This window comes from Paenibacillus sp. Marseille-Q7038 (assembly GCF_965111595.1).
Map to the genome: position 1 here is coordinate 687751 of NZ_CBCOOM010000002.1, position 25419 is coordinate 713169.

At 42.8% G+C, this 25419-nt stretch carries 24 protein-coding genes; 15 read left to right on the plus strand and 9 right to left on the minus strand.

The genetic code is table 11. The annotated features are described in order from the left end of the window. Positions 1 to 130: 130 nt before the first annotated feature. From ACWPWY_RS20335 to ACWPWY_RS20345, 3 genes are read left to right on the plus strand one after another with little or no spacing between them, the layout of a single operon-like run. Positions 131 to 691, plus strand: a complete 561-nt coding sequence (locus ACWPWY_RS20335) for a MarR family winged helix-turn-helix transcriptional regulator (RefSeq protein WP_454193413.1) — start codon at positions 131 to 133, stop codon at positions 689 to 691. Next, positions 685 to 2412: an ABC transporter ATP-binding protein gene (locus ACWPWY_RS20340; RefSeq protein WP_454193414.1), complete on the plus strand. Its 1728-nt coding sequence runs from the start codon at positions 685 to 687 to the stop codon at positions 2410 to 2412. Before ACWPWY_RS20335 ends, ACWPWY_RS20340 begins: the two co-directional genes overlap by 7 nt. Continuing rightward, on the plus strand, positions 2409 to 4262 hold the full coding sequence (locus ACWPWY_RS20345) for an ABC transporter ATP-binding protein (RefSeq protein WP_454193415.1): 1854 nt from the start codon (positions 2409 to 2411) through the stop codon (positions 4260 to 4262). The genes ACWPWY_RS20340 and ACWPWY_RS20345 overlap by 4 nt, the downstream gene beginning before the upstream one ends. Positions 4263 to 4351: 89 nt before the next feature. Here the strand turns inward: ACWPWY_RS20345 and ACWPWY_RS20350 are convergent, their stop codons facing one another. Continuing rightward, positions 4352 to 4939, minus strand: a complete 588-nt coding sequence (locus ACWPWY_RS20350; RefSeq protein ID WP_454193416.1) for a hypothetical protein — start codon at positions 4937 to 4939, stop codon at positions 4352 to 4354. Between the two features lie 192 nt (positions 4940 to 5131). Here ACWPWY_RS20350 and ACWPWY_RS20355 point away from each other — a divergent pair, with 192 nt between their 5' ends. Continuing rightward, entirely contained in the window at positions 5132 to 6031 is a 900-nt protein-coding gene (locus tag ACWPWY_RS20355; protein ID WP_454193417.1) for a diacylglycerol/lipid kinase family protein, read from the plus strand. 73 nt (positions 6032 to 6104) lie between these two features. Here the strand turns inward: ACWPWY_RS20355 and ACWPWY_RS20360 are convergent, their stop codons facing one another. Beyond that, the gene (locus ACWPWY_RS20360; RefSeq protein ID WP_454193418.1) at positions 6105 to 6719 is read right to left on the minus strand and encodes a TetR/AcrR family transcriptional regulator; all 615 of its coding nucleotides are present in this window, start codon (positions 6717 to 6719) and stop codon (positions 6105 to 6107) included. A 155-nt stretch (positions 6720 to 6874) separates the two neighbouring features. Between ACWPWY_RS20360 and ACWPWY_RS20365 the strand changes: the two genes are divergently transcribed. The 10 genes from ACWPWY_RS20365 (at position 6875) to ACWPWY_RS20410 (ending at position 18199) form a co-directional block, all read left to right on the plus strand. Then, positions 6875 to 9106, plus strand: a complete 2232-nt coding sequence (locus ACWPWY_RS20365) for an MMPL family transporter (protein ID WP_454193419.1) — start codon at positions 6875 to 6877, stop codon at positions 9104 to 9106. A 191-nt stretch (positions 9107 to 9297) separates the two neighbouring features. Next, positions 9298 to 10248, plus strand: a complete 951-nt coding sequence (locus ACWPWY_RS20370) for a nucleoside hydrolase (RefSeq protein ID WP_454193420.1) — start codon at positions 9298 to 9300, stop codon at positions 10246 to 10248. Positions 10249 to 10393: 145 nt separating this feature from the next. Next, complete coding sequence (locus ACWPWY_RS20375; RefSeq protein WP_454193421.1) at positions 10394 to 11113, plus strand: hypothetical protein; 720 nt, start codon at positions 10394 to 10396, stop codon at positions 11111 to 11113. A 17-nt stretch (positions 11114 to 11130) separates the two neighbouring features. Further along, entirely contained in the window at positions 11131 to 11871 is a 741-nt protein-coding gene (locus tag ACWPWY_RS20380) for an HAD family hydrolase (protein ID WP_454193422.1), read from the plus strand. A gap of 303 nt (positions 11872 to 12174) precedes the next feature. Beyond that, on the plus strand, positions 12175 to 12651 hold the full coding sequence (locus ACWPWY_RS20385; RefSeq protein WP_213530567.1) for a Dps family protein: 477 nt from the start codon (positions 12175 to 12177) through the stop codon (positions 12649 to 12651). A 156-nt stretch (positions 12652 to 12807) separates the two neighbouring features. After that, positions 12808 to 13989 (plus strand): nitric oxide synthase oxygenase, encoded by a 1182-nt coding sequence (locus ACWPWY_RS20390; RefSeq protein WP_454193423.1) that lies wholly within the window; start codon positions 12808 to 12810, stop codon positions 13987 to 13989. A 387-nt stretch (positions 13990 to 14376) separates the two neighbouring features. Then, a complete protein-coding gene (locus ACWPWY_RS20395) occupies positions 14377 to 15531 on the plus strand; it encodes an ABC transporter ATP-binding protein (RefSeq protein ID WP_454193424.1) in 1155 nt (384 codons plus the stop codon). Next, a complete protein-coding gene (locus ACWPWY_RS20400; protein ID WP_454193425.1) occupies positions 15521 to 16342 on the plus strand; it encodes an ABC transporter permease in 822 nt (273 codons plus the stop codon). Before ACWPWY_RS20395 ends, ACWPWY_RS20400 begins: the two co-directional genes overlap by 11 nt. Further along, positions 16329 to 17132 (plus strand): ABC transporter permease, encoded by an 804-nt coding sequence (locus ACWPWY_RS20405; protein ID WP_454193426.1) that lies wholly within the window; start codon positions 16329 to 16331, stop codon positions 17130 to 17132. Before ACWPWY_RS20400 ends, ACWPWY_RS20405 begins: the two co-directional genes overlap by 14 nt. Then, the gene (locus ACWPWY_RS20410; protein ID WP_454193427.1) at positions 17129 to 18199 is read left to right on the plus strand and encodes an ABC transporter substrate-binding protein; all 1071 of its coding nucleotides are present in this window, start codon (positions 17129 to 17131) and stop codon (positions 18197 to 18199) included. The genes ACWPWY_RS20405 and ACWPWY_RS20410 overlap by 4 nt, the downstream gene beginning before the upstream one ends. A 135-nt stretch (positions 18200 to 18334) precedes the next feature. Here ACWPWY_RS20410 and ACWPWY_RS20415 read toward each other — a convergent pair whose 3' ends face one another. From ACWPWY_RS20415 to ACWPWY_RS20440, 6 genes are all read right to left on the minus strand, one after another. Continuing rightward, the gene (locus tag ACWPWY_RS20415; RefSeq protein ID WP_454193428.1) at positions 18335 to 18613 is read right to left on the minus strand and encodes a hypothetical protein; all 279 of its coding nucleotides are present in this window, start codon (positions 18611 to 18613) and stop codon (positions 18335 to 18337) included. A 196-nt stretch (positions 18614 to 18809) separates the two neighbouring features. After that, positions 18810 to 19739 (minus strand): aldo/keto reductase, encoded by a 930-nt coding sequence (locus ACWPWY_RS20420; protein ID WP_454193429.1) that lies wholly within the window; start codon positions 19737 to 19739, stop codon positions 18810 to 18812. 110 nt (positions 19740 to 19849) lie between these two features. Further along, positions 19850 to 21070: an NAD(P)/FAD-dependent oxidoreductase gene (locus ACWPWY_RS20425; RefSeq protein ID WP_454193430.1), complete on the minus strand. Its 1221-nt coding sequence runs from the start codon at positions 21068 to 21070 to the stop codon at positions 19850 to 19852. 94 nt (positions 21071 to 21164) lie between these two features. Beyond that, positions 21165 to 22124 (minus strand): DUF4097 family beta strand repeat-containing protein, encoded by a 960-nt coding sequence (locus ACWPWY_RS20430; protein WP_454193431.1) that lies wholly within the window; start codon positions 22122 to 22124, stop codon positions 21165 to 21167. Position 22125: 1 nt separating this feature from the next. After that, a complete protein-coding gene (locus ACWPWY_RS20435; RefSeq protein WP_454193432.1) occupies positions 22126 to 22758 on the minus strand; it encodes a DUF1700 domain-containing protein in 633 nt (210 codons plus the stop codon). Further along, entirely contained in the window at positions 22751 to 23080 is a 330-nt protein-coding gene (locus tag ACWPWY_RS20440) for a PadR family transcriptional regulator (protein WP_454193433.1), read from the minus strand. Before ACWPWY_RS20440 ends, ACWPWY_RS20435 begins: the two co-directional genes overlap by 8 nt. Before the next feature lie 211 nt (positions 23081 to 23291). Here ACWPWY_RS20440 and ACWPWY_RS20445 point away from each other — a divergent pair, with 211 nt between their 5' ends. Then, the gene (locus ACWPWY_RS20445; protein ID WP_454193434.1) at positions 23292 to 23690 is read left to right on the plus strand and encodes a YrhK family protein; all 399 of its coding nucleotides are present in this window, start codon (positions 23292 to 23294) and stop codon (positions 23688 to 23690) included. A 125-nt stretch (positions 23691 to 23815) separates the two neighbouring features. Here the strand turns inward: ACWPWY_RS20445 and ACWPWY_RS20450 are convergent, their stop codons facing one another. After that, the gene (locus ACWPWY_RS20450) at positions 23816 to 25369 is read right to left on the minus strand and encodes an FAD-dependent oxidoreductase (protein ID WP_454193435.1); all 1554 of its coding nucleotides are present in this window, start codon (positions 25367 to 25369) and stop codon (positions 23816 to 23818) included. Positions 25370 to 25419: the final 50 nt, after the last annotated feature.

Here is a 25419-nt window from a genome sequence, read left to right on the forward strand (position 1 = left end):
GTTGACATTCATGAAAACGGGGAATATAATTTGCTTGCTTGAAGTTAATTAGGATGCCTAACGATTTTGCGGTATGATTAATTTCAGAGGGATAAAAAGGTTACGGGTTGTAAAGGAGGGGTTGGAAAAAATGAATGAAGATACAACGGTACAAAGTTTGCTCTACACGTTTATGAAGTTTAATCGTGGGATATGGAAACAACGAAAAACGGAAGGGCGAAACCCTAGCGAAATTATACTTTTAACAGCGCTGATTAGAGGTAAAGAGACAGATGGCAAGAATCCTGTCTCGGTTGTAAGCAAGATCAGTGAATATATGGAGAAAGGACCCACGACGAAGGAGCAGATGGAGGGTCTAAAAGCATCGGAAATCAGCAAGCTGCTTCGTGTGAAATCTCCTACGATTACACCTGTAATCCGTACATTGGAAGAAGCAGGACTTGTAGAACGGAAAGTGGACCCGGATGATCGGAGAGTCGTCCGCATCAAGATTACAGAGGCGGGACAACAAGTAGTTAGAGAAGTTCACAGAGAAATGATGTCTACCATGCACGGACTCGTGGAGTATCTCGGAGAAGAAGATACAAAGCAGCTTACCATGCTCCTAAATCGGGTTCATGAGTACCATGACATGGTCCGGGAAGAAAGGGAAGAACGAAAGAGAAAAGAAGGAAGTGAAAATTTATGCTGAAGCTTTTAAGGATGCTGAAGGTTTATAAACTTCCAGTGATCCTTGTCATTATCTTTGTATTCTTACAATCCATGTCTGATCTATACTTACCTACATTGATGTCAGATATTGTGAATAATGGGATACCAAATAAGGATGTTCCTTATATCTGGAGTGTAGGAAGAACGATGCTGTTTATTGCTCTGCTCGGAGCACTGTGTTCTATCCTGGTCAGCTTCCTCGCTTCTCAAGTATCTGGGAAGTTCGCACGTGATCTACGCAGCCGAGTGTTTAGACATGTTGAAAATTTCTCACTACAGGAATTTGACCAGATTGGGACAGCTTCCCTCATCACACGTACAACGAATGACATTACTCAAGTACAAAATGTACTGCTCATGATGATGCGGATGATGATTAGTGCACCGCTCATGTTTATCGGCGGACTTGTCATGGCGATCTCACAGGATACTAAGCTTTCGCTTGTTCTTGTGGTATCTCTGCCGATCCTAGCGGGAACAGTAGCACTTATTGCATTTAAAGGACTGCCTTTATTTAAAGCCATTCAGAAAAAATTAGACCGTTTGAACCTGGTGCTGCGTGAACAGCTTACCGGAATTCGGGTTATCCGTTCTTTTAATCGAGGGAATTTTGAGAAAGAACGTTTTAAGGAAGCGAATCAGGATTTAACGCAAACGGCGATTCGTGTGAATAAAATTATGGCCTTTATGATGCCTTCCATGATGCTGATCATGAACTTCACCATTATTGCGATCATCGGATTTGGTGGTCTTCGTATTGATACTGGAGATATACAAGTCGGTAATATGATGGCATTTATCCAATATGCAATGCAGATTATGTTTTCATTGATCATGGTCTCCGTTATTTTCGTTATGCTCCCAAGAGCATCGGCTTCTGCTGTCAGAATTAACGAAGTGCTGGAGATGAAACCTGAACTGAAAAATCCAGATACACCTGCAAAACCGAACAAACTTTATGGAACATTAGAGTTTGATAATGTCTCTTTCAAATATCCAGGAGCCGAAGAGTATGCCCTTCAAGGGATCAGCTTTACCGCGAAACCGGGCGAGACAACGGCAATTATTGGCGGTACCGGTTCAGGTAAAACAACGCTGCTAAGTCTCATTCCTCGCTTCTATGAAGTGACAGAGGGCAGTGTGAAGGTCAATGGAGTAGATGTTAGAGAGATGACACAGGATGATCTACGGTCAAAAATTGGCTATGTACCGCAGAAGGCAATCCTGTTTACGGGAACCATTGCGGATAATCTTCGTTACGGTAAGGAAGATGCGACTCAGGAAGAAATCGAGCATGCCGCTTCTGTAGCACAGGCTTCTGATTTTATCAGCGAAATGGAAAATGGATACGATAGCGTAATTGCCCAAGGCGGTAATAACGTTTCTGGTGGTCAGAAGCAGCGCCTGTCCATCGCAAGAGCCTTGGTACGCAGACCTGAAATATATGTGTTTGATGATAGTTTCTCGGCACTCGATTTTAAAACCGACAGCCGTTTGAGAGCTGCTTTGAAAGATGAAACTTCCAACTCGACCGTTATTCTTGTCGCTCAGCGTGTTAGTACGGTACGAGATGCAGATCGGATTCTTGTTATGGATGAGGGAAAAATTGTGGGCACCGGTACCCACCAAGAATTGTTAGCTAATAACGAAGTTTACCGTGAAATTGTATCCTCACAGTTATCAGAGGAGGAGATCGCATGAGTGAGAAACGTACACCGCCGCCTGCAGGACCGGGACATCCCGGCGGACATCCGGGCCGAGGTCCTGTAGAGAAGGCAAAAGATTTTAAAGGAACAATGAAACGGCTCGTGAGATACCTGAAGCCGGAGAATAAAATGCTCGTACTCGTCTTCATTATGGCGATTCTGAGCACCGTGTTTACGATTGTTGCACCGAAGATCCTGGCAGATGCTACAAACATTTTAGCGGCACCTGGTCAAGCGAAATTGTATGGACAAGAGGTTATACCGATTGACTTTGCGGCTATCTACCGTATCTTGATGCTGCTAGGCGGACTTTATTTATTAAGTTCTTTATTCAGTTATGCTCAGCAGTATTTAATGTCCGGCGTAGCTCAGCGAATCGTATTCAAGCTAAGAGAACAGATTAATGAAAAGTTGTCACGTTTACCGCTCAAATATTTTGACGGACGCACCCATGGAGAAACACTTAGCCGTGCTACCAATGACGTGGATAACATTAGTAACACCTTACAGCAAAGCATAACGCAGTTCATCACCTCGCTGGTGACGGTTATTGGGGTTATCGTAATGATGCTCACAATCAGTCCGTGGATGACGCTCATTACGTTTCTGACATTACCGCTTAGTGTGATTGTCGTAACGTTGATTGCCAAGCGTTCTCAAGGGTATTTTGTCGGACAACAGAAAAAACTTGGTGAACTGAATGGGCATGTGGAAGAGATGTACACCGGTCATAATGTAGTCAAAGCTTTTGGACGCGAAGAAAGATCGATTCATGATTTTGATGAAATTAATGAGAAATTGTATCATACCGGCTGGAAAGCACAGTTTATCTCCGGGCTTATTATGCCGCTGATGCAGTTTATTGGAAATCTAGGATACGTACTGATATGTATCGTAGGCGGGATTTTTGTAACTAGAGAAACGATGAATGTCGGCGGTATTCTTGCTTTTATCCAGTATTCTCGTCAGTTCACTCAACCGATTACACAGCTGGCCAATATTGCTAACGTTATTCAATCTACGGTAGCTTCCGCCGAGCGTGTATTTGAACTGCTTGATGAAGAAGAAGAAGTGAAAGAAACAGGAAGTAACTTGGCACGAGAAGAGGTTCAAGGAGCAGTTACCTTTGACCATGTGAAATTTGGATACGAAGGCGGACAGACACTCATTTCGGATATGAGCCTAGATGTGTTGCCTGGACAAACCGTAGCCATTGTCGGACCTACGGGTGCTGGTAAAACAACACTGATCAATCTTCTGATGCGCTTCTATGAGATTCAGGGCGGAGAAATCCGGATTGACGGGGTTAATATTACCGATATGCCGCGCGGTGCTCTTCGTGAGATGTTCGGTATGGTACTGCAGGATACCTGGCTGTTTAATGGTACAATCCGCGACAATATTGCCTACGGCAGAGAAGGAGCAACCGAAGCTGAGATTCGGCAGGCTGCGATTGCTGCTCGGGCTGATCATTTCATTCGTACGTTGCCGGATGGTTATGACACCGTGCTGAATGAAGAAGCATCGAATATATCACAAGGTCAGAAGCAGCTTCTTACCATTGCTCGCGCCATATTGGCGGATCCATCTATTCTTATCTTGGATGAAGCAACAAGTTCAGTGGATACGAGAACCGAGATTGCGATCCAGCAAGCGATGAACGAACTGATGAAAGACCGGACCAGCTTTGTTATTGCTCACCGGTTATCGACTATTCGTGATGCTGATGTGATTCTAGTTATGAATCATGGAGATGTGATTGAAAAAGGAACACATGTTGAATTGCTTGCGCAAGGCGGATTCTACGCCGATCTGTATAACAGTCAGTTCTCCGAAGCTGGCTAAAAACGAAAAAACACCGATCTCTTATTGGCAGATAACATCTGTCTTTGAAAGAGATTCGGTGTTTTTTTATTTCTTCATGTTGAACTGGGTTATTCCTTAGGTGTCGTATCTGCTGATTCACTCTCAGAATGATCTTTACTGTCGATAGGGACAGATTCCGTTATTCTACTGAGGATTTCAGAATTTTCCGGGAGTAGGGACTCTTTCGCTCGGCGTTCTTCCAAAAGCTTTAATGCAACTTGGTAACAGTCTTCTACATGTTTGTTGCCGACATATCGCATTGCCGAGAAGCTGAGTACCGCAGACAAGGCTTGACCTGCAAAAGGAACAAATCGTGTCACTTGTTTCGCTGCCATTCGTACACCAACTTTTTGGAGCAATTTAATGACCACTTCTCGGGTAACAAGTTTTCCGATTACAGCACTACCCATCGATAAAACGAGTCCATAAAAGGCGGCTTTGGTTTCTGCATCCATCCCATCCACATCTTCTTTAGCTAAACCGAATTTCTCGTTAATAGCGGGAAGCAGCTGCATTAAAATCCCTACGTCGGCAACAACGTCGGTTCCCGGGATCGGAATTAGTGAAGTGCTTCCCGAGGCGAACGCCCGCGTCTTTACCATGGACCGACATGTTGTTCTGATTTCTTCCAGTTCTTTATGTGTTGCAGGAATCATAGAGATTGCCTCCTTGGTTAAAGATGTAGTTTTTTATGTTATTACCCTGAACGATGGTGATAGATAACACTTCCCATTAATAAAATATGGAATAAGTTGGTTTGGAGATGATGTTATACAGTTGTTATCGGCCTGTGTACAACGGGTAAAGAAAGAGTATGCATAAAATAAGAGAAGTAGGAGGGATGAGTCATGAAGATCACAAAAGCACTGCTTATACATAATGATGCAGCAGGATCTGCTGCAGGAAGTTTGGTCAGTTCTGCCGTAGCTGTACTGGCACCTGCCATCAAGGAGCTGAATATTATTCAGACTTCTGGTCCTGGAGACGGGGAGAAGATATGTGTTGAACGCGGAAGTGAGGTAGATGTGGTATTTATTTTAGGTGGGGACGGCACGGTCCATGAATGTATCAACGGTTTAGTACAGCTGGAACATCCTCCGGTCGTGGGAATACTGCCAGGTGGAACGTGTAACGATTTTGTAAGGTCACTCGGGATGCCAGTGGATGTTACGCAGGCTGCTCGTATGATGCTTGAAGGAAGAATAATCGATATTGATCTGGGGCTTGCTAACGGGCGAGTGTTTACTAACTTCTTTGGGGTAGGTCTCATTACGGATACATCTGAAAATATCGATTCAACCTTAAAAAATTCACTTGGGAAGTTAAGTTACTTTATTAGTACGCTGCAAACGATCCGCTCAGCAGTACCTTTTGCTTTTGAGATGGAGGCTGATGGTAAGCTGATTCAGGATGAAGCCGTAATGATTTACATCGCAAACGGCCGATCACTTGGATCGAGTGCACTTCCTTTTGCTCCAGATGCACTGATGGACGGTCAGTTTGATATTTTAATTATTCGCCAGACAGGATTGCCGCTTCTAAAGGAATTATTAGCTCGTAAACCCGAAGGAGAGTGGCAGCCGAAGAATGACAGTATACTATACTATAAAGCCCGGAATATCAAGCTTCGAACCGATGAAGAGAAACAGGCAGATACAGATGGAGAGGTGTATCTTAGTACGCCTGTGCAAATCTCCGTTCTTGATCATAAGCTCAATTTTTTAGTGGGTGGTCCGGATGCCATATAGTATGTCGTGATCTGGTTAATAAAAAAAGCCCTTACGGGCCTTTTTTAATCAATTGATAAAAGGGCAGATTCTCTTAAGAACCTGCACCTTGCCAGAATAATTCAACAAGTTCTTCTGCAAGCTCTTTCGGGCCGGCATATTTACTCGTAATATCCTCACGATTACCCAGCATGAGCAGGGCGGAGAAAGCCTGGGCAAGTAGGAGCGAATTCTTCTGCCTAATCACTCCGGATTGGAATTCACGCTCAAAATGATCCGCCAAGAGCTGGTGAATGGCACGCTCGCCATCTCTAATCTCTTGGATCTGTTCGTGGCTGAGGAAAGTTTCTGCTTCGCGAAGGATCGTTTCCATTTCCGCATGAGGTGTAGCAATTTTGGCTTCCGCAATATAGAGAAGGCCTTCTTTCAAAGTATCTGCTTTCATCAAACACTTGTGTGTTTGTTCGTAACCGCGCCGCAGCATACTAGTGACAGCGATCTTGAACAGTTCGGGCTTACTGGTGAAGTGATAGTATATGGAGGCCTTTGTAACATTACATAGCTTCGCAATCTGCTGCAGAGACACGGGTTCATAACCATTCTCCATAAACAGCCTGGAGGCTGTTCCTAGAATCACATCATAGGTGGACGCTTCATCCGAAGTTTGTTTAGGACGTCCGGGTGAACGAGGTGGTTGTTTAGTCATCATGATTCCTCCTGATGAGCAGTATAAGTGAATCCACCGCCAATTTCAAAATAGTTGTTGATAATTAACCTACCGGTATATATAATTACTTCTAGATTGTATTATGACCTGCGGTTCATTTCAATAAAAACATTAAAAATAAGGATGTGACTGGAACAATGCACGAAAAAGAACCCGGTGGTTATGGAAAATGGGTTGCTGGTAAAAAGACGAAATGGATCACCGTTCTGGTGTGGGTCATCTTGGCCGTTGTTTTAAATCTTGTTTGGCCTGCTGTTGGTGAACAGGAAAATAACAATGCAGCCAATCTGAAAGAGAATGAACCTTCCGTTGTTGCTCAAATGGTAGCTGATCGGGAGTTTCCGAATGATGCGGGTATACCTGCTTTAATTGTTATTCATAAAGAGTCAGGACTCGGTACAGAAGACCTGACGAAGCTGCAAGAGTTGACACTTCAGCTGGAGGAGAACCCTGTTCCTCATCAAACAGCTGTTATTCCTCTACATAAATTACCGCCGCCGGCACTGTCTGCACAATTGTCTGAAGATGGAAGCACACTCGTGCTGCCTGTGTTTTTTGAAGACGAAGCGGATGCTGAAGAACTAGGCCAAGGTCTTGATGGAATCAAGTCCAGTATGACTTCTATATTTGGAACGAATCCATTTGATGCTGAAATAGATAGTGGAGATGAGCTGAGTGCTCGGGTGACAGGTCCTGCCGGTATCTCGGTTGATGCGACTGGATTGTTTGAGAATGCTGACGTATCGCTTCTCATCGGTACCGTGCTGCTTGTACTTATCTTCTTGCTTCTGATTTATCGCTCACCGCTGCTTGCTGTTATTCCTATTGTTGCTGTTGGATTCGCGTACATTGTGACGAGTCCCATCTTAGGATATCTAGCAAAACAAGGCGTCATTACCGTTGATTCACAGTCCATTTCAATTATGACGGTTCTGCTGTTTGGGGCAGGGACTGATTATTGTCTATTTATCATTTCTAAATTCCGTCAGATTTTATGGGATGAAGAAGATAAACGCAAGGCATTATTCCAGGCGATTACAAGCTCTTCGGGCGCAATCGCGATGAGTGGATTTACCGTGGTGATCTCACTTTTCGCCCTGCTGCTTGCTGAATATGGAGCTTATGAGCGCTTTGCTGTTCCATTTAGTTTATCCATTCTTATTATGTTTATTGCGAGCCTTACGTTGGTTCCCGCATTTCTGGCTATCTTCGGCCGTGCATCCTTTTATCCGTTTGTACCAAGAACAGCAGAGATGCAGGCAGAACGCGCTCGTAAAAAAGGGAAACCGGTACCGGCACCGCGTAAGAAAAAAGAAAGCTGGATCGGCAATATTGTGACGAAGCGCCCTTGGACTGTCATTGTATCAACGATTGTGGTGCTCGGAATTTTAGCTTCCTTTTCACCTCAAATCAAATACACGTATGATCTATTGTCTTCTTTCCCAGAAGATGTTCCATCTAGAGAAGGATTTACAGTCATTGGGGAGCAATTCTCCGAAGGAGAGCTTGCCCCAGTGCAGCTTATGCTGGACACGGAAGGTAAAGATACGGATGTGAAATCGCGTCTAGAAGCATTAGATTATGTAAGTGTGGTTTCGGAACCTGAAGAAGGATCTGTAAATAACGATATTCTTGCTTATCAAGTGGAATTTGCCATGAATCCGTACTCCATCGAAGCGATGCACCATATTCCAGATCTTCGTTCTGAAGCAGAGACTGCTCTTAAGAGTGCAGGTGTGGATGCTTCCGGTGATAAAGTGTGGATTAGCGGTCAGACAGCTACACAGTATGATACAGAACTTGCCGGAAAACATGATTCAAGACTCATTATCCCGGTTGTTGTAGGTCTGATCAGCTTGTTGTTGCTGCTTTACCTGCGTTCGTTGGTAGCGATGGTATATTTGGTTGCTACCGTAATCTTGTCGTATTTCTCGGCACTCGGTCTTGGTTGGCTCATTATTCATTACGGACTCGGAGCAGATGCAATCCAAGGAGCAATTCCGCTATACTCCTTTGTGTTCCTAGTAGCCCTAGGTGAAGATTATAATATCTTTATGATCTCGAGTATTTGGCAGAAGAGTAAAACGATGCCGCTAAAACAAGCGATTAAAGAAGGGGTAGGAGAGACGAGTTCTGTGATTACCTCCGCTGGACTCATCCTGGCCGGTACCTTTGCAGTTCTTGCTACTTTACCGATTCAGGTACTTGTTCAGTTTGGTATTATTACAGCGATCGGCGTTTTACTGGATACGTTTATTGTAAGACCTTTCCTCGTACCTGCGATTACCATGGTGCTTGGAGAAGTTGCTTTTTGGCCAGGTAAAAGGAAAGTTGCTGCTAAAGAGGAACAAGTTAAAACCTTTCATTAATATTGAAAAATAACGAATGTAAGGGGTGTGTCAGCAGATATTGAATATGCTGACACACCCCTTTTTTCTATCTTCCCTTGATTTTCAGAGGAAGAATGGTTGCATTTGCACTTTGTAAAGACTTAAGATGAGAACATATGAGCTAAGGTTTCACACATAATAGATAAGACTAGCAGGGGGATTTTTTACACATGACAAAGAGAAAAGTATATTTTAATCATGATGGCGGGGTAGATGATCTCGTATCACTGTTTATGCTTCTGCAAATGGATGACCTGGAAGTGACAGGGGTGTCTATTATTCCGGCAGATGGTTATCTGGAACCAGCCACGGATGCAAGCCGTAAAATTATCGATCGTTTCAGCACGTATCAAGTCGAAGTATCGAAATCGAATTCTCGTGGTAAAAACCCATTTCCAAACGATTGGCGCATCCATTCTTTTTATGTGGATGCACTTCCTATATTGAATGAATCCGGAACGATGGAAGCTCCATTGTCTGAATTACCTGCTCATAAACATCTGATTGAGACCATACGCAACACGGAAGAAAAAACAATTCTCGTATTCACTGGGCCACTTACAGACCTCTCCCGAGCTCTCGAGGAAGCACCAGAGATTGAAGAGAAGATTGAGAAGCTGGTATGGATGGGAGGAACCTTTGAAAAAGGGAATGTCCAGGAACCAGAGCATGATGGAACGGCAGAATGGAATGTATATTGGGACCCAGAAGCAGCTTACCAAGTTTGGCAGACAGGAATTGAGATTGACCTTGTAGCCCTTGAAAGTACGAACAAAGTACCACTCACACCAGCAGTTCGTAATCGTTGGGCGAAAGAACGCTGCTATGAAGGCGTAGACTTCCTTGGTAACTGTTATTCGGGAGTACCACCACTTGTATATAGTGAGACCAATTCAACCTATTATCTGTGGGATGTCCTCACCACAGCAGCGCTAGGACGGGAAGAGCTTGTGAAGCGCAAAGTCGTGCAGTGCAGTGTGATTCCAGATGGACCAAGCCAGGGGCGCACTATTTTAGATCCGGCGGGAAAATCGGTTAACCTTGTCTATGATACTGACCCAGATGCATTTTTCTCCTATCTTACAGAATTAGCAAAAAAAGCAGCACCAAAAAGATATTAAGCTTCATCTATAGAAGCAAGGGATTAAGAGAAAGCCCTTTGCAATATCAACCACTGCCGTTCATTCAAGTTGCTGCTGAGCGCTTAGAAGAAGGGCAGTGGTTTGTTTTTATAGTAAGGCAAGCGAGGAAGAAGGGAATTTACAGATGAATGATAAGCTCGTCCTATGTATTCCAGGACAGTGGAAAGATGAAGACAAACTAATACGAAAACTAACAAAAAAGAGCCGTGGGGAGTATTCTCTTACCAGCGGGCTTTTGCTGGATACGAAGCGTAACCGTGCTTTTGAAATAAGGATTGAAGAGCAAGATCCAAAACTCGCGGAAGCTTTTTATTTATCCTCTAAAGGGGATTTCTCGGACAAGACGATGCAAAAGGTAGAAAAGCATACAAAGGTGGTTTATTTATCTGGCTATATGGGTTCCGCTGAAGCAGTCCAGCGTATGATTGCTCCTGTACACATGCTGCTGGCATCTGGGGGAGTTGCTGTCAAAATTGAGAATTCTGACAAAGCATTTACTCCAGAAGAGTGGAGCATGATTGGTGAAGAAGCTCGGCTTGATCAATTGCTGAATACGATGATCAGTTATATGCAGGATGAACATTATTTTTACTCTTGCGGGATGCAAATGTTTGGTTTACCTGATGTGGCTCTAAGCAAAGAAACAGATCCAGATGCGTCCTTGCAGGTGATGTCCCAGTTCCTGTACCTTATCATGAATGCAAGTGAAGGAACGGAAGATAAGTTGAGTGAGTTCAAATTATACGGGACCACGTATCAATATCATCATCAAGAAGGTTTTTTCCAAGAGGAGAACTCTTATATGAACAATCCACACGGCATTTATGTGTTAACTGAGATGTAGGAAGAGGAGGAAAACTTTTGGCTGAGAACGTACAAAAAGCAGTGTTCTTTGATGTCGATGACACACTCTATGATCATTTATCACCACTTCGCGAAGCCTTGCAGGAGGTTGTGGGTTTACGGGACGATATGCCTTATGAGGATATTTATTACCGTTTCCGTTATTATAGCGATTTGTTATCAGAAGAAAAGAATTTATCTGCCGTACCTGAAGAAGAGGCGTTAGCTGATATGCGGAGACGCCGCTTTATGCTGGCTTTAGCAGAATTCGGGATCTTCCTGAATGAAATCGAAGCGGAAGCTGCCCAGACGGCTTATGTAAATAGACAGTTTCAGATTCAGCCCTTCCCTGGTGCTATAGAACTGATCGAGACACTGACCTATTCAGGATTAAAGGTAGGTCTAATTACGAATGGACCAGCGGAGCACCAACAGAAGAAACTCCAGGCACTGCAAGTGGAACGTTACATTCCGGAGAATATGATTTTTGTATCCGGCGGAGTTGGCTATGCCAAGCCTGATGTCAGACTGTTTGAGCATGTAAATGCCATTACAAAAACTTCTCCTGAGCACAGTTACTATATAGGCGATTCATGGAGAAATGATGTGGTAGGGGCGATAAAAGCAGGCTGGACTGTGCTTTGGTTCAATCACCGGAACGCGGTTGCTGAATCAGACCATCAACCGCATTTTACAGTTCATCATTATCAAGAAATAGCAGACACCTTGCTTGCCCTAATTGGATTGCAAAAGGTGTGAATTTACAGCATGGAAGAGATATCGGATGATTCCCTGATAACTCTTCCATGTTTTTTTATATCCAGATGGGGCATTCTATCCTTGTCAGTGTAACAGAAGCCACTGCTGTGATTGTTCATCAAATCTTCATTTATCAAATGTGAGGAGTAAGCTTCCTTTTTCGAAAAACCATGCTATAATAATATTAGGATTTAGATTAAGTCTAAATTAAAAGTCTATGACAAGTATCACAATATCAACTTTGTTTATCACTTGAATCAATTTCATATCACTTACATTTTAAAATAAAAGGAGAACTAAACTATGACAACTCAAACTAATCAAACAAACCAATCACAAGGTGTACAAAAACTGCATGATGCATTAAATCGACAAATTGCTGGGTGGTCTGTACTGTACACAAAACTTCATAACTTCCACTGGTATGTAAAAGGAACTCACTTCTTTACTCTGCACGAGAAATTCGAAGAATTCTACAATGAAGTAACGGAACATATGGACGTTGTAGCAGAACGCTTGCTTGCTATTGGCGGTTCTCCAGTTGCTACACTGAAAGAACATTTGAGTCTCTCTCCAATTCAAGAAGCGACGGACAGTAAAACAGCAGAACAAATGGTTCAAGCTTTGGTCGAAGACTTCACTACGATGGTTGAAGTACTTGAAGAAGGAAAAGAAGCGGCAGAAGAACTGGGCGATGACAGCACAGCTGATGTAATGATTGGCAACCAAGAAACACTACAAAAACATATTTGGATGCTTAATTCTTTCCTTGGCAAATAATTAACTTTAAAACGATTAGGTGAATATAAAGTGAACATATGACCCAAATGATGGTTTTGTATGTAGTAGAACCGTATAATGGGACTATTCCATTAGTCCTGCTTTGGTTAGGACGAATTCTCTGGTATGACGCGTAGACATGAGGAGATTATCGGTATGACAAATACAAACGATCTTTGGGAAGAAGCAAGCACATTTATATACACTTGTTATGAGGAGCTGGGTCTTCGCCGTGAAGCGGCAGAAGCCCGGCTTCTTGACATTCAGCGGGAAATTGAAGATTTAGGCACGTATAGACATACTCTGCAAGAGTTAGAGTATGGGATCAAGCTGGCATGGCGCAATAGCAATCGCTGTATAGGGCGACTATCGTGGCAATCCATACGGCTTGTAGATGCGAGAGATGCAAGGAGTGCAGAGGAAGTAGCGGATTGTTTATTTCAGCATATCCGAACAGCTACCAATCACGGTAAAGTCATTCCTCTGCTTACTCTTTTTGCCCCAAGGACGCCAGAAGGTGTGGATCCAGTTCGGATCTGGAACCATCAGCTTATTCGTTATGCCGGGTATGAAATGAGTAGCGGTATAGTGGGGGACCCCGCTTCGATTGCCTTCACCAAACAGGTAATGAAGCTTGGCTGGGAAGGGAAGGGCACAGATTATGATGTACTTCCGCTCGTTATAGAAATAGCAGGTCACAAGCCCGTATATGTACCGATTCCGGAAGATCTGGTTATGGAAGTGAACATAGAGCATCCTGATTATCCTGAGATGAAATCGCTTGGGCTGAAATGGTATGCGGTGCCTATGATTTCGGATATGAGACTAGAGATTGGAGGAATTCACTATCCGGCAGCTCCTTTTAATGGGTGGTATATGGGAACAGAGATCGGGGCTAGAAATCTAGCGGACCCTTTTCGGTATAATAAACTTCCTGCTGTGGCAAAGATTATGGGGCTGGATACCACTAGTGAAGCCAGTTTGTGGCGAGACAAGGTACTAGTAGAACTGAATATAGCCGTACTTTATTCTTACCGGAAAACTGGCGTCAGTATGGTGGACCACCATACAGCAGCGAATCAATTGGCAAAGTTTGAAGAGAGGGAAGCGGAGGCCGGAAGAGAAGTAACCGGCCACTGGACCTGGCTTATTCCGCCGATGTCACCGGCAACCACACATATTTTTCACAAGTCCTATTCTAATCAAGTGAAGAAGCCGAATTTTTTTCATCAACCAGCACCTTATACAAACAATGGGGATGAGAAACCTTTGGAGGAAATGCTCGGTCAGAAGGAAGAAAAGAATCCCGTAATCGCTAAATGTCCATTTCATGGATAGAATATTTTATTGTTTTTTGGTAAATTCATAGAATCGTAGGCTAAGTGAATATGAAATGGTACAATATATAGAGCAGGGACCAGAGCATCTCGAAGGTTCAAGAAACCTTAGGAGATGCTTTTTTGCGGGAGTAAAGACAAATGATGAAGTATAGGAACACACCTTTTGCTCCTTTTTTTGGATAGTAGTCTCAATTTTAGTAATCAGCTTGGGATAAAATATCGAAGAAAGAAGTAAACTTCATAGAATGATGAAAAAATGGGTTGCGCAATTAGATGATTTCTATATAATAAGTTGCGACATGTGCCCGAACGGATATGCATTAATATGCTGAAATGAACTAGAAGGCGCAAGGTAATCCCCTGAAAAAGGAGGTTTTTCTATCATATGATAAACCAAGACTCCATTATCCGGTTCGAAAGCGTGACAAAACGATATGATGAGGATGATCCCATCCTTAAATCGGTCAGCTTTGAAATCGAACGCGGTAAATTTTATACGCTGCTGGGTCCATCTGGATGCGGCAAAACCACGATCCTTCGGCTGATTGCAGGTTTTACGGAGCCTTCCGAAGGAAATATTTATTTTAATGGCAAAATTATTAACCGTGTCCCTGCACATGAGCGTCAGGTAAACACCGTGTTTCAGGACTATGCATTATTCCCGCATCTGAATGTATTTGAGAACGTGGCATTTGGTCTGCGAATCAAGAAGATGAAAAATGCAGAGGTCAAGGAAAAAGTGGAAAACGCTCTTCGTTTCGTCAACCTGGCTGGGTATGGGAACCGCGAGATTACGGAAATGTCTGGCGGTCAACGTCAACGGGTAGCGATTGCTAGAGCGATCGTTAATGAACCAGAAATCATTTTGCTGGACGAGCCTTTGTCTGCGCTTGACCTCAAATTGCGTACAGAAATGCAGTATGAGCTGCGTGAACTTCAGCAACGTCTGGGTATTACCTTTATTTTTGTGACTCATGACCAGGAAGAAGCACTTGCGATGTCAGATGAAATCTTCGTTCTTAATGAAGGTGTCATTCAGCAAAGCGGAACACCGCTTGATATCTACGATGAACCGATTAACCGATTTGTAGCTGATTTTATCGGAGAATCCAACATTGTTGCAGGCAAGATGAAACAAGATTTCTTAGTTGAGTTTGCAGGGAAGACATATGAGTGTGTTGACCAAGGGCTTAGACCTGACGAACCGATTGAGATTGTAATTCGCCCTGAAGATTTGGAGATCACAACACCTGAGCGAGGTAAACTGCAGGTGCGAGTAGACTCTCAGCTATTCCGCGGCGTGCACTATGAAATCTCAAGTTATGATGATATGGGTAACGAATGGCTTGTACATTCCACAAAGCGCGCTACAGTTGGTGAAAGAATCGGTCTTTATTTTGATCCAGAAGCCATTCATGTTATGCGCTTTGGTGAGACGGAAGAAGAATTTGATAAACGACTGGAATCTTATGAATCGAATCTTGAGGATGCGGAAAAGTCTTCGGAGGGTAAGGTTCAAGGAGTAAATCATGAATCGTAGTATAAAAAATCGCAACTTCTACCTGATCCCCTACATGTTTTGGATCATTTTCTTCGTCGTTGCTCCGATTCTGTTAATTGTGTATTACTCCTTCTTCAATGTAGAAGGTCAATTTACGTTTGAAAATTACGTGAAATTCTTTACACCTGTATATCTGAAGATGACACTTAGCTCCTTCTGGTATGCACTGTTGATTACTGTGTTTGCTTTGCTCATTTCGTATCCAACGGCTTATTTACTTACGAAAACGAAGCATAAGCAGTTATGGTTGTTACTCGTTATTTTGCCGAGCTGGATCAATCTCTTGCTCAAGGCATATGCATTTATTGGGCTGTTTGGTACGTACGGGTTTGCTAACGCGATACTCGAAACGATTGGAATCGGGACGCAGCAGATTTTATTTACGGATTTTAGTTTTGTTTTCGTATCCGTATATATCTTCATTCCGTTTATGATTCTACCGATCTTTAATGCGCTTGAAGAGCTGAATCCTTCCCTTATCTATGCAGCTCGAGATTTGGGGGCTTCTTCATGGACAACATTCCGGCGCGTTATTTTTCCACTGACACTAAGCGGAGTACGTTCGGGAATTCAGGCTGTATTTATTCCGGCTTTATCACTGTTTATGATTACAAGACTTATTGCCGGTAACCGAGTAATTACCCTCGGTACCGCGATTGAACAGCATTTCTTAGTAACACAAGATTGGGGAATGGGAGCAACGATCGCCGTCTTCCTCATCATTATTATGATTGCCATTATGTTTATTAGTGGGCGTGGAAAGCGGGGTGTACCTCATGGGAAGAAATAGTAAGCTGTCCAATGTATATCTGTTTATTGTTTTTGCCATTTTGTACATGCCGATTCTATATTTGATCTACTATTCATTCAATAGTGGCGGAACAATGCAGAACTTTGAAGGCTTTACCCTGGAATGGTACAAGGAAGTATTCGCGGATACGCGGCTGCTGATTATTGTACTGAATACCTTTGTAATTGCCCTTCTGTCTGCGGTGGCTTCCACGATTTTGGGCGTGGCAGGTGCTCTAGCGATTCATCAGGTTCGCCGTAAACGTACCAAGAATACCTTATTGTCTTTAAACAATGTACTCATTGTAAGTCCTGATGTGATTATCGGAGCTTCCTTCCTCATCTTCTTCACGATGCTGGGGATTCAGCTAGGATTTAGCTCGGTACTCTTATCACATATTGCGTTTAGCGTACCGATTGTCGTGATCATGGTACTGCCTAAGCTGCAAGAGATGAGTTCTACACTTATTGATGCTGCACGTGACCTGGGGGCATCAAGTTGGCAGGTGCTGACAAAAGTGATTTTACCTTTTGTGAAGCCAGGTATTTTTGCTGGTTTCTTTATGGCCCTGACCTATTCACTAGATGACTTTGCGGTTACATTCTTTGTCACAGGGAATGGATTCTCAACACTATCCGTCGAGATCTATTCGAGAGCAAGACAAGGCGTATCGTTATCCATTAATGCATTATCAACGCTGTTGTTCTTGCTGACCATCATCTTGGTAGTAGGATACTACTTTATTAATACACGTAACAATAAGCTTCAAGGAAAGGGGCTGAGACCATGAAGCAGCTAGTACAGACATTTAGTCTTGTGCTGATCGTGGCTTTTGGCCTCATGTATTTTGCCTCGGTGCTGAACTCAAGTGCAGGATATTCCGGCGGTAATACACTGACCATCTATAACTGGGGCGATTATATTGATCCCGAACTGATCGCTGAGTTTGAAGAAGAGAGTGGAATGAAGGTCGTTTATCAGACATTTGACTCTAATGAAGCCATGATGACTAAAGTCGAACAAGGAGGAACGACATATGATGTCGTTATCCCTTCGGAATATGCCATCAGCAAAATGAAAGAGGAGGATCTGCTGATCCCTCTCGATCATTCCAAGCTTCCAAACCTTAAATATATTGATGACCGATTCCTTGATCTTTCTTTTGATGAAGGAAATCAGTACTCCATTCCTTATTTTTGGGGCACGGTAGGGGTTGTCTATAATCCAGAATTGACCGATCTTACCTTTAAGAGTTGGGATGATCTCTGGGATCCAAGTCTAAAGAATCAGATTCTGCTATTGGACGGAGCACGTGAAGTCATTGGCATGGGGCTGAACAGTCTGAATTACTCCCTAAACGATACCAATGAAGAACATCTGCAAGAAGCACTTGCCAAATTATCGAAGCTGACGCCGAACGTAAAAGCGATCGTCGGAGATGAGATTAAGATGTTGCTTGCTGGTGAAGAGGGTGCGGTTGGTCTTGTCTGGTCAGGTGATGCTGCGGAGATTATGGATGAGAATGAGAAACTGGATTATGCGGTGCCGGAAGAAGGCTCAAATCTGTGGTTTGATAACATGGTCATTCCTAAGACAGCGAGCAATATAGACGGAGCACATCAGTTTATCAATTTCATGTTAGATCCAGAACATGCTGCGCGCAATGCAGAGTATGTGGGTTACTCAACACCTAATGCTGCGGCACTGGAGCTTTTGCCTGAAGAGATTTCAAGTGATGAGCGCTTCTATCCGAATGAGGAGCTGACGCAGAAGCTCGAGGTGTACGATAATCTCGGAAGACGTATGTTGTCTCATTACAATGATCTGTTCCTTATCTTCAAAATGCACCCGAAGTGAATAATGGGGATAACCTGTGTATATATAGATAGTCAAAGAACCTTACCCACATGTGGATAAGGTTCTTTGTTTTTGGAGTAAAAAAGGATGAATCGTAGTTTCTTTTAGAACTAGGGATTCATCCTTTTTTATTTGTTACCGGTGTGCTGCTGTATTCATAGCGAGTTCTGCAAGTGGATGATCATTTTTTTTGACATAAATCTCGTAGACGGTATTGGATTCTGAACGGGACTTCTGTTTGCCTGCACCCACGATATTGGTTTTGTAATCGATATAGTGGGCATTGAGATTTAAGAGCTTCTTATGAAAATCCTCTTCATTAGGAGAGGCATAAAGCTGGATTTTGTAGCGTGAGAATAACTTTCTGTAGGCAAGGGTGAAAAGATTATCGGCGGTACTGATCCGCTGGGACATAGATAACACTCCTTTTACATTTGTTGTTGGGGTGAGGATGGGAGTCATTATAAACATCTCATAAACAAAAAATGTAAATATTTACTATTATACATTATATTTTATTACTTCACTATCGCTTTATGACACAAAAAAAACAGCGCGATGCACTGCACCGCACTGTTTTCAATAGGAATACGAATGAAGAAGAGAAACATTAGGAGAAGATACGACCCATCTCCGTAATTTCTGCCTGAGATAGTTTCACATCAAGGGCCTTCAGATTGTTAACTACTTGTTCTGGGCGTTTCGCACCTGGAATAAGAGCATCCACAGACGGCTGAGTGAGATACCAGGCGAGAACCAGATGTGCAACTTCTACACCTTTAGCATCTGCAATAGTACGAAGTTGCTCGACTTTGTCTAAGTTTTTCAGAAACTGTTCGCCTTGGAACTGAGGATTGTTTTTTCTGAGATCATCAAATGTAGTGTCTTTATTATATTTACCTGCCAAAAGTCCAGATACCAGTGGGAAATAAGGAATAAAGGTAATTTGGTTTGCTGCCGTATAAGGGAGAATTTCTTTCTCTACTTCCCGATTTAAAAGATTATATTCAGATTGAAGTACATCCACATAACCGTCCTTATTCGCTTCTTTAAGCTGGTCGATCGAGAAGTTAGATACCCCAATGGCCCGAATTTTTCCTTCTTCTTTCAGACGTTGTAACATACCTACGGCTTCATCTTTGGGTGTATGTTCATCTGGAAAATGAATATAGTAGAGGTCTATGTAATCTGTCTGTAATCGTTTAAGGCTGTCTTCCACTTGTTTTTTTAGGAATTCCGGTTTGTTGTTTGGTTTATAATCATTATTTTCATCATGAGCACCTTTTGTGGCAATTACGACCTGATTACGAGCTTTGAGCTCCTTTATAACCTGACCAGTCAGCTCTTCAGAGCGTCCAGGGCCATAAATAAATGCGGTATCCAGGAGGTTAACTCCATTCTGAATCGCTGTGCGAACGACGTCCTTTCCCTGTTCCTCGTTAAGGTTGGGGTATAAGTTATGCCCTCCCACTGCGTTTGCTCCAAGACCGATTGGGTTTACTAAAAGATCTGATTTACCGAGTTTTGTGTGATTAGTCAATTTTTACGCCTCCCTATAGTTATATATAAGACAAATTATACAAAATAAATCTGTGGAAATCAGAAGAACCTCTGACCAAATAGCCAGAGGGAGGTAAAAGCCTAAGTAAATCAAGGTAAATTTACATGGGGTCTATCTTGAAGATAGATTCCAAGATCAGGATTCGAACCTTTGACAATGACATCACACAAAATACGGGACAGCACGGCATTGTACACTGTTCCATTATCTCCATAACCCATAATGATATAACAGTGAGGATACTCCTTGTATTGTCCTATAATCGGGAGTCCGTCATGAGTTCCGCCATAAAAGGCGCCCAGATAAAATTCAGGTTCAGCTTGAAGATCAGGGAAAAGCTTGAAAAGTTCCTTCATCAGCTTATCGCGAGTATGAAGAATCTTCGAGTCTCGAGTCGAAGCATAGGCAGTATCCTTATCCATTCCACCAATAATAACCCGATCATCTGGTGTGGTTCGCAGATATATATACGGGCGGGCGGTCTCCCATATGAGCGTCCGATTATACCAACTAGATAAATCCGGTATAGGCGTTGTAATAACAGCATAGGAGCTGTGTATAACTGCATTTTTTTCTACTTTAAATTCTAGATTCTCATATCCAGCAGCAATAATCACATGCTTTGCTCTAATCTGATGCCGATTCTTCGTATAAAAGATAGCTGAATCTTCTTCAAAACGTTGTCCGGTAACCTGAGTCTCGGCCCATACTTTACCGCCCATAGATTCTACTGCTTCGAGAAGCCCATATATGAATTTTAGAGGATTCATCTCTGCATCATCATGGTAGTAAAGTGCTGCTTGTTTACGAAAAGGGAAGTGGGCCCTTATTTTCTCTTCATCCCAGCGATCCACATGAAATCCGTATTTGCTGAGAAGTTTATGCTCCTGTTCTAGAGCTGGAATATCTGCCTCGTAACTTGCATAATACAGACCGCCCCTGCGAACGAAATCAGCATCTACGGGAAGTTGACTGCACGTCATTTCAATATCATGAATAGCCTGCTCGCATAGCTTTAAGTGCCTGGCTGCTATTTCTTCGCCGAACGTATTGGCAAGGGAAACAAAACTTTTATCTCCTGCATATTGGATCAGTGCTGTGTTCGTACTGGAACTTCCTTCGCCAATTCGTCGCTGGTCTACCACAACAACTTTCAAACCTTCTTTGGCAAGAAGATAGGCAGCTTGTGCTCCCGAACTTCCCCCGCCAATAACGAGCACATCACATACGATATCCTCGGTCAGTGGAGGGTAAGACTTAGGATTCGTCAGTGTGGTCGGCCAGTACAGTTTGCCGCTTAGTAAATCCATTAGGAAATAAAGCCTCCTTCTTCAAATCAGATTGGCTTTAGTATGGATGAATAAGGGCTCATGCATACAAAGATGATAGATAGAGTAGGGGATATTAGGGCTGTGTAATGTTGATATTGCCTGAAGTGGTCCGTATTTTTATAAGTTCGGTTCCTGTTCGCAATGAGTCTGGGGTACGTACATTACCAGATACGGCCTTGGCATCAAAAAATCCAGCAAAGTCACTAGCAGCGACGACATTAATATTCCCTGAGATCGTTTCAATGTCTAAGTCTGTTGCTTCGTTCTGGACAAGGTGAATATCCCCTGATTTCACACGAATAGTTCCCTCGCCAGATAGACCGTTAACCTTAAAATTGCCCGAAGTAAGGCTTGCCTTCACATCAGCATGGATATCTTCGATCTTAACATCGCCTGACTGCAGTTTCATTGTAATCTCTTTCGCCTCTATGGAGCTGAGTTTTACGTTTCCAGAAGTGAGTTCTAAGCTGGCAGCTTCAGTAACCTTCACCTGATCTGCTTTTACCTCGCCGGAAGTGAGTTTTGCGGAAAACTCATTCGCTTGGATATGGTTCAAATTCAGATTACCTGATGTAGATGTAAGCACAATACGCTCTGCATTAAGACCCGTGATATCCTGATCACTGGATACAATTTCAAGAGTAAATTCCGTAAGTCTCTTTTCCTTTGGAACGGAAATTTCCATTATATTTCTACTGAAATCAGTGGAGAAGCTAAAAAAGGAGAAAGAATCTTTCGAGCGGGTGTTAATCGTTAGAAGTTCGTTTTCTGGCTGCAGTTGTTGTAGCCGCTCTATGGTATCTGGATTCCATTTGCCTTTAAAATGAACGGAGACATGATCATCGTCTGTTGAAGTAAATACAATGTTAGTGCTATCTTCGGTTTGGACTAGCAAGGAATTAACGTTTGCATCCTGGAAACTCAATTCCTGGTCATAATCTTCACGCTTATCACCGAATTCATATCCAAAGATGGTAACTCCGACGAGTCCGACCACAATGCAAAGAATGGCAAGCCGTATGGCATTTTTCATATCAATTTTCCTTTCCTCTCAGTACTATTCTGTTCCATTCGAAATAACCTGCAGTCCATCTTCCCAGTCTTTTCATAAGCCATAGAGCGAAGATCCCAACCAAAATTCCTATTCCCAAAAAAACAAGGCTCACAAAAAGTTCGGGGAGCACTACTTGCTTATGAACAATCATAAAATCAAGGATGGCAAGGCCGGGAGCGAGGATACCGGATACCGATATTCCAGCAAGGGAGATCCATAGAGCCCAAATTGTTGCCATGATTGGCAAGGCAAGGAGAAGATTCAGGAATACTAATCCGGTTACTCTAAAGAAACGAGGAGTCGCTTTTTGTCTGGATGTTACGATTAGAGGAGCAGGAGATCCTTGTGGTGACTTATTGTATGAGGTTAGCTCTTCATCGTGTACTCGATCCTGTGACAGAATTTTATTATCTTGAAAATAACGGTCACCCAGTGCCTCTTTGATTAAATCCTCTGGATTCCCTAGTTCAGAGGCGATCTCTGTTTCACTCTTTCCTTCTAACAGACCCATTTCAAAATGTTGCTCATAGTCACTGAGTAGTTCTGCTCGTTCCTGAGCCCCAAGGGGATAGAATCCCTCTTTCATTCTGTTCATAAACTGAAGCCTATTCATGTGCTTCTCCTTCCTTCAGCAGGGAGCTGACACTGTCTACAAATTCATTCCACTCAGACTGCAGTACACGCATATAGTGTACGCCCGTCTCTGTAAGCCTGTAATACTTTCTTGGAGGTCCTTCGGTAGATTCTTGAAGATAAGTTGTACAGTATCCATCGGAGACAAGCCGTCGAAGCAGGGGATATAACGCTCCTTCTGCAATTTCAATATGTTTGGATACAGCTTGAGCCAGTTCATATCCATAACGGTCTCTACGGTGGATTAGGACGAGAACACACAGCTCGAGTACGCCCTTTTTAAACTGAGTATTCACATTCATCCTAGTGGTTCCTTTCATGTTATAAAATAACGGTAAACTAATGTTCTATACTATGTACTGTTTATTATACACTACTGCATAATATTTACTACCTCTTCCTATAAAATATAGAAAATTTATCCTGCGACCATGAATTACCAAGTATGAAAACATCGTGAAAATCGTTTGATCTTGTGCCATTCGGGTAAATTTGCAGAAGGAGGGATGAAAGGTGAAAGGTAAAATTGATACTGATATTCATAAAGAGAAAACTTCAAACAACCCTTCAGGGAAGAAAAAAAGGTTTCGTATAAATTTACATCGAAAGAAACATTCACTTGTTAAAAAAAGAATTGAAACTAGGAACCGATATGAAACGGTCCATGTGGCTAGTGAGATTGTAACGGCTATTTTGTATCTGGTGGGTAGTTTTTTTCTCTTCTATCCAGATTTGAAAGTGATAGGATCTATTATGTTTATATTAGGGAGTATTCAAATGCTCGTGCGAGCTTTAATACGTATGTCCTATATGGTAAAGCTAAGAAAATGGGATTATAGAGATCGGCAATCTTCGGTGGAGGAAAAAGCACAGACAGATGAAGAAGCTTATCTTAATTCAGAACTCAAGTAAACTCTAAATGATCCAGCAGAAAAAAGGTCATAACCTAAGTCCGGTATTCTTTCGAACTTAAGTTACGACCTTTTTATATAAGGTTCTTAAAGGTGAATGGTGATTCAGCCCAGCTTATGAAGACGTTAAGCATCCAGCTTTTTAAGCGGTTCGGAAGCAGGACCTTCCATCACTGTACCATCATAAAAATAACGGGACCCATGGCATGGACAATCCCAAGAACGTTCCCCTGAATTCCATTCGACTTCACATCCCATATGAGTACATGTACGGTCTACAAGATGTACTTTGCCTTCTGGATCTTTATAAGCACCTGCCCGCTTACCTTCATGCCACACCACAGAGCCTTCGTCTGTCCCTAGATCGGCTGATTTAGGGTGAGAAAGATCTACTTTTCCTGTAATTAATTCTTTGACTACATTCAAGTTTTCTTTGATCGCATTTTTGATCGATGGATCAGCTTTGAACCGGCCAGGATCATATAGCTCTGCGTAAGGATTACTTCTCTTCATGATGAGATCGGTTAGAAGTCTTCCTGCAACGGTCCCTGTTGTCATTCCCCATTTGGCATATCCAGTCCCAACGAATACTCGGTTATAAGATCCTCCGATAGGACCGATGAAAGGTACCTTATCTATCGTAATCAGGTCTTGTGCTGACCAGCGGAAATATACTTTTTTGACACCAAAATGCTCCCCGGCAAATTTGAGAAGTTCCTCATAATGCTCATGTGTACTGATGCCTTGTCCTGTTTTGTGATTCTCGCCGCCAACAATAAGCAGGTTTTTATCACCATACTGCACGGAGCGGAGGGATCGTTCAGGTGAATCAATGGTGACGTACATATCTCCTTCATAAGAAGTTTCTGGTTCAATCGCAATAGCATAAGAACGTTCCGCATGCAAACGGGCAAAATATAGTCTCGGATCATGGAAAGGGAAATGGCTTGCAGAGACTACATAGTTACTCGTGATATGATGATCTCCATTTTCTAAAAAGACTTTTACATGATCATCATTTTCTTCCAAGTTCGCTACCGTCGTTTTTTCATAGATTTGAACGCCAAGACGGACAAGCTCCTCCGTTAATCGTTTAAGATACTGTAGTGGATGGAAGCGTGCCTGATTTGGCAGACTGATGCCGCATACCGCTGGGACAGGAATCGTTAGGCGGTCATGCCATACACCCGGAATACTGAGCTGTTTGTAAGCCTCATATTCATCTTCCATTTTCTTTTGTTCTTTTTCATCTTCTGTTTGAAGATAAATATACGCATTTTCTTCACTTAACTGGCAGTCAATCTCCATCTCAGTGACGACACTGCGGATAAAACGCAGGGCTTCTTCATTCGCTTCATAATACAGCCGGGCTTTCTCATGGCCAAAGTGTTGCAAGAGTTCGTTATAGATCAGACCATGCTGGGAAGTGATCTTGGCAGTGGTGTGTCCTGTTGTTCCATTAAGGATCATGCCTGCCTCAATCAAGGTCACTTTGTATCCTTCTTTGGCAAGAAGATAAGCAGTAGTTATACCGGTGATACCCGCTCCGACAATGGTAACATCAGTTACTAGATTTTCCTCTAGCTTAGGAAAGGTAGGCAGAGGTGTGGTGTCGCGCCACAAGGACTCTGGAGTTTTGGGCAGCTCGGTAGCGGACCAAGGTTCAATATGGTTATTCACAGCAAAAAACCTCCTTTTTATAGTCGTTCAGGGTACATACGAGTCTATTT

What these genes read in the sequence shown, in the direction of transcription:
- ACWPWY_RS20340 (WP_454193414.1), top strand. Translation starts at nt 685, where the DNA reads ATGCTGAAGCTTTTAAGGATGCTGAAGGTTTATAAACTTCCAGTGATC.
- ACWPWY_RS20425 (WP_454193430.1), bottom strand. Translation starts at nt 21,070, where the DNA reads ATGGATTTACTAAGCGGCAAACTGTACTGGCCGACCACACTGACGAAT.
- ACWPWY_RS20435 (WP_454193432.1), bottom strand. Translation starts at nt 22,758, where the DNA reads ATGAATAGGCTTCAGTTTATGAACAGAATGAAAGAGGGATTCTATCCC.
- ACWPWY_RS20370 (WP_454193420.1), top strand. Translation starts at nt 9,298, where the DNA reads ATGACAAAGAGAAAAGTATATTTTAATCATGATGGCGGGGTAGATGAT.
- ACWPWY_RS20395 (WP_454193424.1), top strand. Translation starts at nt 14,377, where the DNA reads ATGATAAACCAAGACTCCATTATCCGGTTCGAAAGCGTGACAAAACGA.
- ACWPWY_RS20345 (WP_454193415.1), top strand. Translation starts at nt 2,409, where the DNA reads ATGAGTGAGAAACGTACACCGCCGCCTGCAGGACCGGGACATCCCGGC.
- ACWPWY_RS20350 (WP_454193416.1), bottom strand. Translation starts at nt 4,939, where the DNA reads ATGATTCCTGCAACACATAAAGAACTGGAAGAAATCAGAACAACATGT.
- ACWPWY_RS20400 (WP_454193425.1), top strand. Translation starts at nt 15,521, where the DNA reads ATGAATCGTAGTATAAAAAATCGCAACTTCTACCTGATCCCCTACATG.
- ACWPWY_RS20375 (WP_454193421.1), top strand. Translation starts at nt 10,394, where the DNA reads ATGAATGATAAGCTCGTCCTATGTATTCCAGGACAGTGGAAAGATGAA.
- ACWPWY_RS20360 (WP_454193418.1), bottom strand. Translation starts at nt 6,719, where the DNA reads ATGATGACTAAACAACCACCTCGTTCACCCGGACGTCCTAAACAAACT.
- ACWPWY_RS20385 (WP_213530567.1), top strand. Translation starts at nt 12,175, where the DNA reads ATGACAACTCAAACTAATCAAACAAACCAATCACAAGGTGTACAAAAA.
- ACWPWY_RS20390 (WP_454193423.1), top strand. Translation starts at nt 12,808, where the DNA reads ATGACAAATACAAACGATCTTTGGGAAGAAGCAAGCACATTTATATAC.
- ACWPWY_RS20365 (WP_454193419.1), top strand. Translation starts at nt 6,875, where the DNA reads ATGCACGAAAAAGAACCCGGTGGTTATGGAAAATGGGTTGCTGGTAAA.
- ACWPWY_RS20440 (WP_454193433.1), bottom strand. Translation starts at nt 23,080, where the DNA reads ATGAATGTGAATACTCAGTTTAAAAAGGGCGTACTCGAGCTGTGTGTT.
- ACWPWY_RS20335 (WP_454193413.1), top strand. Translation starts at nt 131, where the DNA reads ATGAATGAAGATACAACGGTACAAAGTTTGCTCTACACGTTTATGAAG.
- ACWPWY_RS20405 (WP_454193426.1), top strand. Translation starts at nt 16,329, where the DNA reads ATGGGAAGAAATAGTAAGCTGTCCAATGTATATCTGTTTATTGTTTTT.
- ACWPWY_RS20410 (WP_454193427.1), top strand. Translation starts at nt 17,129, where the DNA reads ATGAAGCAGCTAGTACAGACATTTAGTCTTGTGCTGATCGTGGCTTTT.
- ACWPWY_RS20430 (WP_454193431.1), bottom strand. Translation starts at nt 22,124, where the DNA reads ATGAAAAATGCCATACGGCTTGCCATTCTTTGCATTGTGGTCGGACTC.
- ACWPWY_RS20415 (WP_454193428.1), bottom strand. Translation starts at nt 18,613, where the DNA reads ATGTCCCAGCGGATCAGTACCGCCGATAATCTTTTCACCCTTGCCTAC.
- ACWPWY_RS20355 (WP_454193417.1), top strand. Translation starts at nt 5,132, where the DNA reads ATGAAGATCACAAAAGCACTGCTTATACATAATGATGCAGCAGGATCT.